Below are 14,867 nucleotides of genomic sequence, written 5' to 3'. Positions count from 1 at the left end.
GCGGTCCTCAAACAGATTCAGGCTTGGCAGTCGGTAGTTCTATGCCCGGGAAAATCTTGATCACTGCCGAGTCATCTTCGCGTCCGAAGCCGGCACTGGACGCCTGCATGAACATCTGGTGCGCAGTGGCTGACAAGGGCAACGGGAATTTGCTGGCCCGGGCGGTATCGAGCACCAGACCCAGATCCTTGACGAAAATATCGACAGCGGACAAAGGCGTGTAATCAGCCTTGAGAATGTGCGGCACACGGTTCTCAAACATCCATGAATTACCCGCGCTGTGGGTGATCACTTCATACAACGCATCGGCATCGACCCCTTCGCGCAACCCCAATGCCATGGCTTCAGCAGAGGCGGCAATGTGCACACCCGCGAGCAACTGATTGATGATTTTGACCTTGGAACCCAAGCCATGAACGTCTCCCAGGCGATAGACCTTGCCGGCCATGCCCGCCAGGATTGCATCCGCTTTGGCATAGGCTGGAGCCGGGCCGGAGGTCATCATGGTCATCTCGCCGGCCGCCGCTTTGGCGGCTCCACCGGAGATTGGCGCATCCAGATACAGCAGACCTTTGTCGGCCAGGCGTTGCCCAAGATCTACGGCATAGGTCGGAGCCACAGTGGCACATCCAATCACCAGGCTCTCAGGACGTAACGCCGCAACCGCGCCGCCTTCACCAAACAACACCGTTTCAGTCTGTTCGGCATTGACCACCACCGTAATGATCACATCGCACTCACCCGCCATCTGCGCGGGTGAGGTGCATGCAACAGCTCCCTCGCTGGCGAACTGTTGCGTGACTGCTTCACGCACATCACAGGCGTGCACATTGAAGCCGCTACGCAATAACGAGCGGGCAATGCCCAGTCCCATAGCGCCAAGACCGATAACGCCGACATTTTTATTGTTCATGGGGTGCTCCTGAGAAAAGCAGCGGTTGTATCCGCGCCAGAAAGGCGCAGGTGACTGTCCGCGTTTTTGAGAGGTTGATGCCGGGATCGATTGTGACTGACATGTCTGCCCCTTGAATGGGCGGGAGTAAATCTGTGGGCGCCTTGTCGAACATCGTCACAATCCTGTTTTGTATTGTTTTCAGGTTGTCATTCGGGTCGAGTAGATAATCCACCAATGAACGGATTGTGTGAAGTGTTTTTTTCTAAATAACATTTTTTAACATCGATAGAGATGCGTGGTCGCACGCTCACCCTACAGAGATCCTTGCTACTTTGACGATGCGCTCTTCCCGGCAGGGAGACAGGGAGGACATAAAAAAACCCCGGCAGGGAGGACCTCCGGGGTTTTGCTTTTTCTTTTGGCCAGACATCGGCCTGGCTGCGGCTCACAATTGGACCAACACATGATTGAAACCGATCGGGATTTACATCGCTTACACATGGCCTTGGGCTAAAAACTTTTTGCCCTCAAACCTCTCCAGAGACCGCACGACACTCAGTCAACGCAACGCCCTTGCGTCCTAGTTGCTTGACGCCATACATGGCCTGATCCGCCGCCTTGAGCAAGGTATCCAGACTCTGGCCATGCAGGGGGCACAGCGAAACGCCGATACTGCACGAGAGGGTCAGCTCTCCTGCGCTTGTTGCAACCGGTTGCGCAATGGCTTCCAGCATTCTCTCAGCTCTGTTTTCAGCACATTCCGTATCGGTGAAATTCGCAATCAGAACCACAAATTCATCGCCACCGTAGCGAGCGACGGTGTCACACGAACGAGTGCTCTGAAGCATGCGTTTGGCGACCGCCCGAAGCACCTGGTCGCCGACCTCGTGGCCGTACTGGTCGTTGATTTCCTTGAAGTGATCCAGGTCGATCAACAGCACAGCAAACGGAACGCCGTATACGTTCCAATCGGAGAAGGTCTGTTCAAAACGATCGGCGAAGAGATAGCGATTAGGCAATTGGGTGAGCACGTCATGGGTGGCAAGATAAGCCGAGCGTTTGTGCTCGAGCTCTGCCCTTTCCAGGGCCTTGAAATGCCGAATCAATACCAACGGCATTAGCACGAGAGCTCCTGCCAGAACCGCGAGGATTATCACTGTTTGCGCAGTCAGCGCATCTCCTAAGCGCAACTGACGCTCAAACGACAATGTCATGGGTTGTGAAGCACTGCTGATCTCGACCCGCTCAGCCAGACGCGCAAAGAATAGGCGATCCAGGAAGCCGGCTTCTTCGGTCTGCGTTGAAAACACATCGCTTTCAGATCCTGCGGTGGTTTTCAGGACTGCGCTGATGTGAACCAGGGGATCAACGTTCGCCTGACTCACCGCATCCATTAACGAGCCTGTCTTGAGTAATAGCAAAGACACCATCGTGCTACCGAAAAAATTCGGCCGTGCGTTTTCTCGCGCTTGTTCAGGGCGGCTGACTGACTGCATCAGAATGTAAGCGTTGCCCCCCTCATACATCGAGAAAACCGGGGATACGACGGGCTTCAGATTATTTTGGGTTCGAGCCAATGCGTAGGTGCGGCGTAACAGGTCTTCAAAAGCAGCCTGCTCAGCGATGGGGACCGCCCTCGCCGCCTCAAGCATATAAATGTGGGGATAGGCAGATAAAACGGCTGCCGCATAACGAGCGGCTGCTTGCGTATCACTCTGGTCAACGGCCTGAAGAAATGCCGAGAACCCGGCCAACACCGCTTCATTGGTATCAAGTTGATTGCGCACAATGGGGGTAACGCGTTTCACCCGACGTTAACCGCCGTCGGCGTGACATGGCTCGATGGTTTCCAGTTCGAGATCAAGGTGATCCCCAAGCTTACCGACTCTACGACGGGCCAATCCTGATAGCGGCTTGCCCCATTCATCAGCATCCGAGACAACGGCAAGCGCCCCGCTACACTTCCTTATCTGCGCCGCGCCTCCCTAGCGGCTTCCTGATCTGGAGGGACTCCATGAGCGACAGCACCGAACTCACGACATTCACCGGTTGGGCCGCAACGACGGCCGGCGCGCCACTGGAGCGTCACAGCTATGATCCCGGTCCATTGGGCAGTGAAGAAGTGGAAGTCGCCGTGGAATATTGCGGCGTTTGCCATTCCGACCAGTCGATGATCGATAACGAATGGGGTATCAGCCAGTACCCGTTTATCCCCGGTCACGAAGTGGTTGGCCGTATTGTCCGCGTGGGCCCGCAGGTCCGTGGTCTCGAAGTGGGACAAAGGGTAGGCATTGGCTGGTTGAAGGGCAGCTGCATGCATTGTTCTTCCTGCATCGAGGGCTCCCACCAGCTCTGCAACACGGCCAAACCCACCATCATTGGAAGTAACGGAGGCTTTGCCGACAGGTTGCGTTCGCACTGGGCCTGGGCACTACCGATTCCGGACGGACTCGACCCCTCCATGGCCGGACCTTTGTTCTGCGCCGGCTCGACGGTGTTCAACCCGCTGGTGGAATTCGACGTCAAGCCGACTGACCGGGTCGGCGTGGTGGGCATCGGTGGCCTGGGTCACCTGGCCCTGCGCTTCCTTAATGCCTGGGGCTGCGAAGTCACGGCCTTTACCTCGTCACTGAACAAGCAGGATGAAGCCAAGCGCCTTGGTGCGCACAACGTCATCGCCTCGACCGACAGTAACGCCGTGAAATCCATTGCCGGCACCCTGGATTTTCTTCTGGTCTGCGCCAGCGCCGACCTCGATTGGCCAGCCATGCTCGCCACTTTGCGCGGCAAGGGGCGCCTGCATTTTGTCGGCGTCGTGCCCAGTGCCATTCCGGTGCACGTGTTCGATCTGATTCCCAGACAAAAGAGCCTGTCCGGCTCACCGGTGGGCTCACCCAGTAACACGGCAACCATGCTGGAGTTCTGCGCACGTCATCAGATCCTGCCGCAGGTCGAACTGTTTCCCATGAGCCGGGTGAACGACGCGATCGATCATCTGCGCAGCGGCAAGGCGCGTTACCGCGTCGTGCTGGACGCCAGTAAATGACCGACTGGCACCGAAATACGTGACGGAGTAACGGATGCTTTATTTTCAGCAAATGTTGGGCACCGCCGTGTTTGCCATTACCGGGGTGCTGGCTATCCAGAAGGCGGGGGTCGATGTGTTCGGAGCCGTGGTACTTGGCATCATCACCGCTATCGGTGGGGGCACCATCCGCGACCTGTTGCTCGATCAACCGATTTTCTGGATTGCCGACTTCAACTACATTTGGGTCGCGCTGATTGCCGGACTGCTGGCTTTCTTTCTCACCAAGCGATTCCAGCAACGCTATCGGTTGTTGCTGTACCTCGATGGTTTTGCGGCCGCACTGTTCGCAATAGTCGCTACCGAGAAAGTGCTGGGGTTTCATCTTGCTGCACCTTTCGCCGTGATGATGGGCGTGCTGACCAGTATTGGTGGCGGTATCGCGCGTGACGTGCTGGCAGGGAGAGTCTCGTTGTTGATGTCACGTGAGATCTACGCCACGCCGATCCTGCTCGGGTGCACCCTCTATGTCTTGTTGCGTGATGTATTCCCGACAATCCAGATCGCCGGCTGGATTGCCTTGATATTCACCTCGGGCTTGAGATTTCTCGCAATTTACAAAGAGTTGCAAATGCCGGCGATTCTCTCCACCAGGCAGGGTTAAGGTGCACGGCCCTTATCTGGACGCCTGCTATAGTCAGGCAGAGTGGAAAGGCAATCGTTGCTGGTAAAAAACAATCTATTCTGGAGTTTGGTTATGCGAATCATTGCGCCCCTTGTGTGCACATTTCTGTTCTCCCTGGCTTTGCCATCGCTGTCCTTTGCCGCTGCAAATTGCGAAAACGCGGGCAGTGCAAATGCCGCCAAAAACTGTGTGAAATATAACAACAATCAAAATGGCAATGCCGGCAAAGGTAATTGCAATGGGAATGGCAATTGCGGCGACAAAGCCAAGGACAAGGCCAAAGACTATGATGATGATCACGCGGTCAATTGCATGGACATCAATAACCTCACCCTGCGCCGTCAATGCCTTGATAAGCGCAGAGATTGAATGACGAATGCCGTGAGTGCGGTTCTCCCGGCGAACGAATCTGTTCGCCCTTGCCCTGCAGCCTCACCACAAACCCCAGGTTGGCGCTGTTCCAAAGTGCTCCACGGCCTTCACGGCAAAGCACTGACGGTGGCAGAAAACGACCTAGATCACAGCGGCAATTAGGGGGATCCTCTCGCTCGCCCGCAGGTTCTGTCACAGGCTGGGAGTCAGGGTAAGCCTGCGTTGGCTGAAAATTGAATTGCCGGAGTTGTTATGCGTTGTTTTGAACTGATTTTTCATAAAAACCGTGACTACACTGAGCCGAGTACATCGCTTGTGCCAGGAGGGGGCGGTCATGCTTGATTACTTCGCGTTAGGCCTATTGTTCTTTGTCGGTCTGGTCCTGTTCTACGGGATCATCGCGCTACACGACATTCCTTATGAAATTTCCGTACACCGCAATCACCCGCATCAGGACGCTATCCATGCAACCGGTTGGGTCAGTTTGTTCACCCTGCATGCGCTTTGGCCATTTCTATGGATCTGGGCGATGGCGTACCGGGAAGACCGGGGCTGGGGATTTGGTGATGGCAAGTCACCGCAAGTTCATGTCGCTCATCTGGAGCAGCAGGTTGCCGACCTGCAAAGTCGTATAGAACGGCTGGAAGGGGCTGCCGGCACCGCACGGGACAAACCCGCGTCAGACAATCGCGGTGAGGGAATCTAAGCCATGGATCTTCTGCTCGTTTTAACCTATGCGGCCATCTGTACCGCCATCTTCAAGATTTTCCGCATACCGCTGAACAAATGGACGGTGCCTACCGCCGTGCTCGGCGGGATCCTGATCGTGGGGGCAATGATCTTCACGATGAACTACAACCATCCGTACTCCGAGGTTGCTCGCTCTTACTTCGTCTCCGTGCCGGTGATTCCGGTGGTCAGTGGCATCGTGATCGACGTGCCGGTCAAGGGTAACGAGCCGCTCGAAAAAGGCGATGTGCTGTTTCGTATCGACCCTGCCCCGTTCGAGTACCGGGTCAGGTCCATCAAGGCACAGCTGGTTTCGGCAAAAGCTGATCGCGCCCGCATCACTGAGCTGATCAAGCGCAACTTCGGCACCCAACGTGAACTGGACGTCGTCATTGCTCGATCCGACGACTTGCAGGCCCAATTGGATAATGCTCAGTATGAGCTGGACAACTCCACCGTTCGCGCGCCTAGCAAAGGCTTCGTGACCCATGTTTCCTTGCGTCCTGGCATGATGGCCACCAAGTTACCTTTGCGTCCCAGCATGGTGTTCATCCCGGAAGAGGGGCATTACTTTGCCGCGTGGATGCGTCAAAACAGCCTGTTGCGCCTGTCGGTCGACGATGAAGCGGAAGTGGCCTTCGACGGCATTCCCGGCAAAGTGTTCTCGGGACGGGTTGCAAGCGTCATCGGCGTCATCGCAGAGGGACAAGTACAGCCCTCCGGAACGTTGATCGGCTACACCGGCTCACCGCCGGCAGGCCGGGTACCGGTCATAATTGAAATCACCGACCCTGCCTATGCCCAATATAGCCATCAGATGCCCGGCGGCGCCTATGGGCAGGCGGCGCTCTACAGTCAGCACTTTCACCATATCGCCATGATGCGCAAAATTCTGCTGCGCATGGCTGCCTGGATGAACTACATCTTTCCATTCCATTAAGAAACGGCTGACGCCCTCTGCAATAGGGGGCGTCACCCCTCCTCTGTCTGCCCCCGGACTGACTATATTTTTAGTTTCAGTGACTACACGCCACCGTTCAGGTGACGCGTGGTCAGTTGAATTGTGCGTAAAAGGAGTTGAAGCACCTCATGAGTCAACAACGTAGCAATCTGGAAGATCAGCTTTCAGGACTACCCCCCCGACGGGTCGTGAGCCGCCTGCTACCGGAGTGGATGGGTCACTATCGACGAGCCTGGTTCAAAGGCGATGTCATCGCGGGGCTGACCGCCGCGGCCGTGGTCATTCCCAAGGCACTGGCGTACGCCACCATTGCAGGCCTGCCGGTGCAGGTTGGTCTCTACACCGTATTGGTACCGATGGCGATCTACGCCGTGCTCGGCAGTTCACGCCCGCTCAGCGTCAGTACCACCACAACGCTTGCCATCCTGGTCGCCTCCGCACTGGGGCAGATCAGCCCGTCCGGCGATACGGCGACTCTGTTAGTTGCCTCGGCCACATTGGCCTTTATGGTTGGCGCCATACTGGTCGTGGCAGGAATGATGCGCCTCGGTTTTGTTGCCAATTTCATTTCAGAACCGGTGCTGGTGGGTTTCAAAGCCGGCATCGGGATTGTCATCGTGCTCGACCAGCTCCCCAAGTTGCTGGGCATCCACTTCGAAAAAGGCGGTTTTTTGCACAACGTGCTCGCCACCTTTCAGGGGATGGGGCACGCCTCATTGCCGACCGTGGCAGTCGGTGTGTTCATGGTGCTGATTCTGATCGGCATGAAGCACTTTACCCCGCGATTGCCGGCGCCGCTGATTGCGGTAGCGCTCGGCATCGTCGGCATGAGTGTGCTCAATCTGGAGCAATTGGGTGTGTCGGCCGTGGGGATTGTTCCCATCGGATTGCCCGCGTTGACGCTACCCGATTGGTCGATAGTGTCCGAACTCTGGCCGTTGGCCATGGGCATTGCGCTCATGAGTTTTACCGAAACCATCGCGGCGGGACGAGCATTTGCCCGCAGTGATGAACCGGCACTGCAACCCAACCGTGAGTTGGTGGCGACAGGCCTTGCAAACCTGGGTGGTGCGTTTCTTGGAGCCATGGCCGCCGGGGGTGGGACCACCCAAACGGCCGTCAATCGCCTGGCAGGTGCGCAATCGCAACTGGCAGGGTTGATCACTGCCGGGCTGGCACTGGGGACGTGCCTGCTGATCGCACCGTTCATTGGTTTGATGCCCAATGCCACGCTCGCCGCCGTGGTAATTGTGTATTCGATAGGCCTGATCCAGCCTTCGGAATTTCGCGACATTCTATCGGTGCGCCGCACCGAATTTATCTGGGCGATTGTGGCAATGGTCGGGGTCATGTTGCTCGGCACGCTGCAGGGTATTGTCGTGGCGATCATTGTGTCGTTGCTGGCGCTGGCCTACCAGGTCTCGGACCCGCCCGTGCACATACTGGGGCGCAAACCCGGCACCAACATCTATCGCCCGCCATCCGTCGAGACTGACAACGATGAGCACTTTGAGGGGCTGTTGCTACTGCGGCCTGAAGGTCGCATCTTCTTTGCCAATGCCGAACGTCTGGGGTCGAAAATCCGGACGATGATTGTGGAGGCGGAGCCCAGCGTTGTGATTCTCGATTTGCGCAGTGTTTTCGATCTGGAATACACCGCATTGAAAATGCTCACGGCGGCGGAACAGCGCTTGCGAGAAAAGGGCATCTCGTTGTGGCTGGTGGGCATGAGCCCAAGCGTTTCCACGATGGTTATCCATGCGCCGCTGGGCCACGCACTGGGCAACAGACGAATGTTCCTAAATCTGGAGCAGGCCGTTGCGCATTATCAGAGGCAGCACCGATATCAACAATGATTTTCACACGCGGCCCGGCAGGCGGGTGACTTGCGTCATCTTGCCCTTGGGAAATTGAACTACCCTTTACTCGCAAGTCGTAGCGGTAATTGCCAGCCGGTACGCACCGTATTCAAAGCCACCCTGAGGTTGAAGTATTACGATGAAAAAACATGATCGTGAAATAGCCGACTCCGCGGACAAAAAAGCCGACGGGCTGAGCCGCAAAGACTACGAAGCCCAGCTGAAGACCCTGCACGTCGAGATGGTCAAATTGCAGCAGTGGGTTGTTGCCACGGGGGCCAAGGTGGTGGTGGTTTTCGAAGGCCGCGATGGCGCTGGCAAGGGCGGCACCATCAAGGCGCTGACCGATCGCGTCAGCCCTCGGGTGTTTCGTGTGGTGGCCTTGCCGGCACCGTCCGAGCGAGAAAAAAGCCAGATGTACCTGCAGCGCTACATGCCGCACTTTCCGGCGGCCGGTGAGGTCGTGATCTTCGACCGCAGCTGGTACAACCGCGCGGGCGTCGAGCGGGTCATGGGGTTTTGCGACGAGAAGCAGGTGAACAGCTTTTTGGCGGTGACGCCGATGTTCGAACGTCTTATGGTCCACTCCGGCGTGCTGCTGTTCAAGTACTGGCTGGAAGTCAGCCCGCAAGAGCAGTCCCGGCGGCTCAAGGAACGCATCACCGACGGGCGCAAGATCTGGAAACTGTCGCCAATGGACATCAAATCCTACAACCGCTGGGACGACTACACCCGCGCCCGAGACGATATGTTCGAAGCCACCGACAGCGAATGGGCGCCCTGGTATGTCGCCCGCTCCGAAGACAAGAAATCCGTACGGCTGAACGTGCTGACTCACTTGCTGGAGAACATTCCCTACAAAAAAATCAAGCAAGAAAAAATTGTTCTGCCCAAACGTAAAATCGGTGGCTACAAGGCCGCCAACTACCCGTTCAAATACATCGCTGAACCCTACTGAGGGTTCAGCGCGATGCGACGGCCTATTCCTCTGCTTGGGCCGCTCGCGTGGTCTCTTCGATAGCCCTGATACTGATTGCCGCAAAGATAGCCGTCATCAGCACGCCGTTGAAACCGAGCGCAACTGAAAGGATACGCGCGAGGGTCGTTTTCGGTACCAGGTCGCCGTATCCGATGGTCAAGCCGGTCACGAATCCGAAGTAGATGCCGTCAAACGGCCCCCACCCTTCCAGTTGGCCGATGATGATTCCGAACAGCACAATCGTAAACAACAGGATGGAGAAAATCGGCCAGACAACAAGGAAGTAAAACCACACGGTTTTGTAAAACTCTCTGCGGACGTGCTTTGCAAAAGAACGTTTCATGTCATGAGTTTCCTGAGGTTTACGTTGGCGACAGTTGATTGCGTGGGTACCGACACCTGACAGCTTGGCACAAGTGTGAAAAAAGGAGATTTCGATGGCCGACTCAAGCAAAAAAATGAGCCTCGTGGGGCTCACCACATTGGTGATGGTCAACATGATGGGGTCGGGCATCATCATGCTGCCGACGAGCATGGCTCAACTCGGGGCCATTTCATTGTTGTCATGGATCGTCACGGCCGTGGGCTCCATGGCGATTGCTTACTGCTTTTCGCAGTGCGGCATTTACTGTCAGCGCTCAGGCGGATTGTCCGCCTACACCGAAGAGGCGCATGGCAAATCAGGATTCTTCCTCTGTTCCTATCTGTACATCCTGTCGCTGGCCATTGCCAACGTCGCCGTCGCCATCTCCGCCGTGGGTTACATGACCTCGTTCCTGCCTTGGCTGGGTAGCGGCGCAATTCCCCTGTTCATCGGTACGGTGGGCCTGCTGTGGTTAACCACCGTGGCCAACTTCGGCGGCCCCGGCATCACCGGCAAGATCGGGGCAATTACCGTCTGGGGAGTGATCATCCCGGTAGCGGGCCTGAGCATTATTGGCTGGTTCTGGTTCAAGTCTGATGTCCTGCTTTCCGCCTGGAACCCGAACAACCTCACCAACTCCGAAGCGATCAGCAAGGCAATTCCGCTGACCCTCTGGGCTTTTCTGGGCATGGAGTCCGCGGCCCAAGCCTCCGATGCGGTGGAGAATCCCAAGCGCACCGTACCGCTCGCCTGCCTGTTCGGCACACTGGGCGCGGCCGTGGTCTATGTGCTGTCGACGACCGTCATCCAGGGCATCATCCCCAATGCCGAACTGGCCAACGCTTCGGCGCCCTTCGCACTTGTCTACGCGCAAATGTTCAACCCCATGGTTGGCAATATCATCATGGCGCTGGCAGTGATGGCGTGTGTCGGGTCGCTGTTGGGGTGGCAGTTCACGCTGGCGCAAACGGCGAAGATGACGGCCGACCAAGGGATGTTTCCGAAACTGTTCAGCAAGGTCAACGCCCGCAATGCCCCCCTCATGGGCATGCTCGCCTGTGGTGTGTTGCAGACACTGATGGCCTTGTCGACCATTTCACCCAATGCCAGCGCCCAGTTTGGCAAACTGGTCAATCTTGCCGCCGTGACCAACCTGATCCCCTATGTGACGGCGCTTACCGGGCTGCTGGTCATGATGTACAAGGCCTCGGTGCCGCCGAAGGTCTACCTGCGTAATACCCCGGCGCTGCTGATCGCGGTCGCCTATTCGTTGTACGCCCTACATGCCTGTGGCAAGGACGCCGTGTTCGGCGGCGCCCTTGTCCTGGTGTTCGGCTACCCGCTCTACGGCGTGCTCGCCAAGCGCTTTGCCGTTGTGTCGGCAACCGCTCAAGCCAAGGCCGACAATCCATAGGCGTGGTTTTCTGGACAGCACTGATATCTGCACACGGGGAATCGGGACATGAACGTACAACGAACCAAAACCACCGCACGCCTGTTTGCCTGCCTGCTGCTGATGGTGCCGCTTTTGGCCGGTGCCAACACCCTTGAACGCGTGCGTTCGAGCAATACGTTGACCCTCGGCTACCTGCCGGATTTCGCCCCTTTCAGCTTCAAAGAAGGTGACAAGGTCCAGGGGTATGCGATCGGTCTTTGCGAAAAAATCGCCGACAAGGTCAAGGCCGAGCTGGGGTTGCCTGATTTACAGGTGCGTTACCAGGCCGTCGCCGCCGCTGATGAGATCAGTGCCGTCAGTTCGAGTAAGGTCGACATCCTCTGCACGCCGACACCGCGGACACTTGAGCGACGCAAGTCAGTGAGCTACTCGGTGCCGATTTACACGGCCGGCCTTTCGGTGGTGGTGCACCAGGATGCCCCGGCACCGCTGCTGGATGTGCTCAACGGCAAAGTCGCCCATACCGGACCGACCTGGCGTGCAACCGTCAACCATGGACTGACCAACCAGACCTATGTCACCACGAAAGGCGGCGTGACCGAGGCGTGGATACGCCAGCAGATGCGCTTGCTCGGCGTGGTCGCCACATTGATCACGGTCGACACCACCGCCGCTGGCCTGGAATTGGTCGCCGAAGGTAAAGCGGATGCCATGTTCAGCGAACGGATGCTGCTCAGGAACCTCCTCGACAGCCATTACCCCACCGGCAATCTGCTCCTGTTGCAACGAATTTTCGAGTACGCCCCGACGGCCATGGCGGTGCAGCGTGAAGATGAAGACTTCCGTCTGCTGGTCGACACCACGCTGAGTGAAATGTACCGATCCGGCGAGATTGAACAGGCGTACGACAAGTACCTGGAAGGCGCCAGCGAAACGACCAGAAAGCTGTTCAAGGTCTATGCACTGCCATAGCGTCCACCCGCACCAGCAACTCCAGCCCTCGGTGATGCCTCGACCCCGAATGTAAAAAGGGTTTGCCGTCACAATGTCCAGCGGTATCAACGCTCCTTCGGTTCTTGCGCCGGCGCCGTAAACCACTTGTCTCTGGGCACCCATTTTTCATCCTTGGGATCGCCCAAATAGTGCGGCGACATGATCTGTACGCCGTGTTCGTTGAACACATCCTGAATGTTGGCGTGCAGCATACTCAGCAAAACGGCGCGCGGCCGAGGCTGACTGGGAATGGCCTGGGCCACCAGGCGATACTCGGGATAAAAATCCGACAACGCGGTTTGAAACACCTGCGCCGGCGGTACTTCGAGGACGCCAGGGGTGCGTCTGGCCGCTTCCAGCAACATGGCCTCGACCTGCCGCCAAGGCGTGTCGTAACCGATGGTGACGACGGTATCGACCACATAGCCTGGGCCTTGTACGGTTCGCGAGTAGTTCTTGGTGACCGTGCCGGTGATCATCGAATTGGGCAGCGTCAACACTTCGCCCAAACCGGTGCGAATACGCGTGGTGAACATGCCCAGCTCCGTCACTGTGCCTTCGTACTCGCCGATACGCACGAACTCACCGGGACGTATCGTGCGAGTGTACGTCAGGATCAACCCGGCGGCGGCCTGGCCGACTACGCTGGAAGCGCCCAGAGAAATCATCAGACCGATCAGTACCGATAAGCCTTTAAAAGCATCGGTGCCGGCGCCCGGTAAATAGGGATAGGCCATGGCCAGGGCAAACAACCAGATCGCCAGCGATGTCAGGCGCTGAGTGGGTTGCAGGGTTTCGGCGTTCAGCCAACTGAGTGTGCCGGGGGCGGCCATGCGTCGCAGAATCCGGCGACTGAACGCGGTTGCACCCCGTGCGATGAAAAAGATGGCCAGCGCAACGCCCATACCGGGTATGGCACCGACGATCCCTTGCAGCAAATAGTCGGCAACTTCCAGCAGGTAATTGTTGAGGCTTTCGCCCCATGGTCGGGTATAGGGGAAACGCGACAGGACAAACCCAAGCCACTCATACGTGAGCAGCAACACGATGGCCCAGCGCAACGCCTCCAGCAGACGGGTGACCAGCGGGTACAAGTAATTGGCGTCGACCAGTTGGACACGCCCTACTTTCAACGCCTGGGTATGCCGATCCATCAGCTCGGGCAGTTTCATCATCATGCGTCGCCGCAGATACGCCATGCCCCAGAGCAATGCCCCATAGATGACTGTAGCCAATGCCCCCGCGGCCGCGGCCCGCAGTATCAAGCGCAGGCTGCGTGCTTCCTGGGTTTCAGCCACCACCTGACGCAGCTTTGCGGCCGCACTGTAGGCAGCATCCTGCACTGAGGTGAACTCCACGTTGTCGACATCGTGGGGGGAAACGATAAAGGCACGCCGGGTTCCTAATAGCACCAGGTAACTGTTCTGGATCGGGTCGACGGTCACGTTCAGATCGTCCACTTCCTCCAGCGCTTCGCTGATCACCGCTTTGGCACGCTTGACCCGCGTCGCCGGCGCTTCGCCGAGCAGCGTCGCGCGAAACACCATAATGCTGCGATTGGCTACTTTCAGTTCAACGGCAGAAGCAGAATCGACCGCTGTTGATACGTCTTCAGCCCATAGGAGCACCGACCAGAACATCCCGAATACAGCCATCAAAATCGCGAGCCGACTGCTGCGCATGTGTCATTCCCTTACTTCACAAAATTCAGGACGGAGGTTCGTACCGCAGCGTAGTTCACCGATGAACGGTTGTCAGATTTCGGCGGATGGCCGTTGTTGTGCTCGACTGCGAGCATAAAAAAACCAGCCTCATCGGCCGGTTTTTTTAGGTGCTCATCAGGCAATCAACAGCAACGCGTCTGTCCGTTTCCTCCCCCGTAACGGGCTTCCTGGAGTTCCCTGAAGAACACTTCTCAGGATGCGGACCTAGCCCGTGCAGCCATGGGTCGGCACCTGACCAACAGCGCGAACGGCTGCGCGATTCCCGAGAAGAGGCGCAGACGCAGCGCTGATGCTCAACTCATTACTCTTTGACGTCGAACACAAGTTTTTCGGATTCCATTTCGTTGCCGAAATCTTTGATTATGTAAGACACAGTGGCAGTAGCGTTTAGGCCCAGATCGCCCTCAAAAACGCTTTTCGGAATATGGACAGAGAGGGCTCTATTCAGATCATCAATTGTTAATGTGGTCAGATATTCCCAAGATTTGCCGTAGGAGGGCTTAACAATAAACTCGACTTGCCGACCTACCGCCCCGTTCTCGTAGTAAGGAACCATTCCGTGAGCGTCTGTACCTAGTTTCGAGACATAGAGAGTTCCACTAACTGCCTCCATCACACGGGGCCTAATTAGTTCAACCGCTTGCCTGTTCATGCCTAAATCCTTCTGTTGGTATATAAAACTGTTTGATAAACACCCTTTTGAAGCAGCATTTTTTGTGAAGTCGGTTTATTTGACTCCGGAGCAATTAAGGCTTCACACGCAGATGGCTGGCTACTGTCAGAAATTACAGTTTCGACGAACGGTGGTTTTTCAGCTCCTGCCTGCACAGGGATGGTGATGGTCGACCCGCCGACTGCTGGCATGGCTTATCACGTTTCATTCGG

Annotated in this window: 15 protein-coding genes and 1 pseudogene; 10 read left to right on the top strand and 6 right to left on the bottom strand. The window is 56.9% G+C overall.

Annotated elements, in window-relative coordinates; translation table 11 throughout:
• Positions 1 to 7: 7 nt before the first annotated feature.
• Positions 8 to 1,000: an L-threonate dehydrogenase gene (gene ltnD / locus KGB06_RS08420; protein ID WP_317849368.1), complete on the bottom strand. Its 993-nt coding sequence runs from the start codon at positions 998 to 1,000 to the stop codon at positions 8 to 10.
• Between the two features lie 422 nt (positions 1,001 to 1,422).
• Positions 1,423 to 2,703 (bottom strand): diguanylate cyclase domain-containing protein, encoded by a 1,281-nt coding sequence (locus tag KGB06_RS08415; protein ID WP_223513832.1) that lies wholly within the window; start codon positions 2,701 to 2,703, stop codon positions 1,423 to 1,425.
• Here KGB06_RS08415 and KGB06_RS08410 point away from each other — a divergent pair.
• The 8 genes and pseudogenes from KGB06_RS08410 to ppk2 form a co-directional block, all read left to right on the top strand.
• Positions 2,689 to 2,802, top strand: a pseudogene (locus tag KGB06_RS08410) (RidA family protein); the annotation flags it as partial. The gene KGB06_RS08415 and the pseudogene KGB06_RS08410 sit on opposite strands and share 15 nt — an antisense overlap.
• Positions 2,803 to 2,909: 107 nt before the next feature.
• Entirely contained in the window at positions 2,910 to 3,941 is a 1,032-nt protein-coding gene (ahr, locus tag KGB06_RS08405) for an NADPH-dependent aldehyde reductase Ahr (RefSeq protein ID WP_223513829.1), read from the top strand.
• A gap of 34 nt (positions 3,942 to 3,975) precedes the next feature.
• The gene (locus KGB06_RS08400; protein WP_223513827.1) at positions 3,976 to 4,584 is read left to right on the top strand and encodes a trimeric intracellular cation channel family protein; all 609 of its coding nucleotides are present in this window, start codon (positions 3,976 to 3,978) and stop codon (positions 4,582 to 4,584) included.
• Between the two features lie 93 nt (positions 4,585 to 4,677).
• The gene (locus KGB06_RS08395; RefSeq protein WP_223513824.1) at positions 4,678 to 4,974 is read left to right on the top strand and encodes a hypothetical protein; all 297 of its coding nucleotides are present in this window, start codon (positions 4,678 to 4,680) and stop codon (positions 4,972 to 4,974) included.
• A gap of 337 nt (positions 4,975 to 5,311) precedes the next feature.
• Positions 5,312 to 5,683, top strand: a complete 372-nt coding sequence (locus tag KGB06_RS08390) for a DUF3302 domain-containing protein (protein ID WP_223513820.1) — start codon at positions 5,312 to 5,314, stop codon at positions 5,681 to 5,683.
• A 3-nt stretch (positions 5,684 to 5,686) separates the two neighbouring features.
• Positions 5,687 to 6,646 (top strand): HlyD family secretion protein, encoded by a 960-nt coding sequence (locus tag KGB06_RS08385; protein ID WP_223513817.1) that lies wholly within the window; start codon positions 5,687 to 5,689, stop codon positions 6,644 to 6,646.
• Between the two features lie 149 nt (positions 6,647 to 6,795).
• Complete coding sequence (locus tag KGB06_RS08380) at positions 6,796 to 8,523, top strand: SulP family inorganic anion transporter (protein ID WP_223513814.1); 1,728 nt, start codon at positions 6,796 to 6,798, stop codon at positions 8,521 to 8,523.
• Positions 8,524 to 8,665: 142 nt separating this feature from the next.
• Positions 8,666 to 9,484: a polyphosphate kinase 2 gene (gene ppk2 / locus KGB06_RS08375; protein ID WP_223513810.1), complete on the top strand. Its 819-nt coding sequence runs from the start codon at positions 8,666 to 8,668 to the stop codon at positions 9,482 to 9,484.
• A gap of 22 nt (positions 9,485 to 9,506) precedes the next feature.
• Here the strand turns inward: ppk2 and KGB06_RS08370 are convergent, their stop codons facing one another.
• A complete protein-coding gene (locus KGB06_RS08370) occupies positions 9,507 to 9,848 on the bottom strand; it encodes a potassium channel family protein (protein ID WP_223513807.1) in 342 nt (113 codons plus the stop codon).
• 94 nt (positions 9,849 to 9,942) lie between these two features.
• Here KGB06_RS08370 and potE point away from each other — a divergent pair, with 94 nt between their 5' ends.
• Complete coding sequence (gene potE / locus KGB06_RS08365) at positions 9,943 to 11,283, top strand: putrescine-ornithine antiporter (protein WP_223513805.1); 1,341 nt, start codon at positions 9,943 to 9,945, stop codon at positions 11,281 to 11,283.
• A 48-nt stretch (positions 11,284 to 11,331) separates the two neighbouring features.
• Positions 11,332 to 12,237, top strand: a complete 906-nt coding sequence (locus KGB06_RS08360) for an amino acid ABC transporter substrate-binding protein (protein ID WP_223513802.1) — start codon at positions 11,332 to 11,334, stop codon at positions 12,235 to 12,237.
• Between the two features lie 86 nt (positions 12,238 to 12,323).
• Here KGB06_RS08360 and KGB06_RS08355 read toward each other — a convergent pair whose 3' ends face one another.
• The 3 genes from KGB06_RS08355 to KGB06_RS08345 form a co-directional block, all read right to left on the bottom strand.
• Entirely contained in the window at positions 12,324 to 13,940 is a 1,617-nt protein-coding gene (locus tag KGB06_RS08355; RefSeq protein ID WP_223513799.1) for a mechanosensitive ion channel family protein, read from the bottom strand.
• A 343-nt stretch (positions 13,941 to 14,283) separates the two neighbouring features.
• On the bottom strand, positions 14,284 to 14,634 hold the full coding sequence (locus tag KGB06_RS08350) for a hypothetical protein (RefSeq protein ID WP_223513796.1): 351 nt from the start codon (positions 14,632 to 14,634) through the stop codon (positions 14,284 to 14,286).
• A gap of 2 nt (positions 14,635 to 14,636) precedes the next feature.
• Positions 14,637 to 14,846 (bottom strand): hypothetical protein, encoded by a 210-nt coding sequence (locus KGB06_RS08345; protein WP_223513780.1) that lies wholly within the window; start codon positions 14,844 to 14,846, stop codon positions 14,637 to 14,639.
• Between the last annotated feature and the right edge of the window lie 21 nt (positions 14,847 to 14,867).

Origin of the sequence: Pseudomonas sp. GL-B-19 (assembly GCF_019956415.1) — a bacterium.
GTDB lineage: Bacteria > Pseudomonadota > Gammaproteobacteria > Pseudomonadales > Pseudomonadaceae > Aquipseudomonas.
This window is presented reverse-complemented; position numbering and strand designations above follow the sequence as displayed.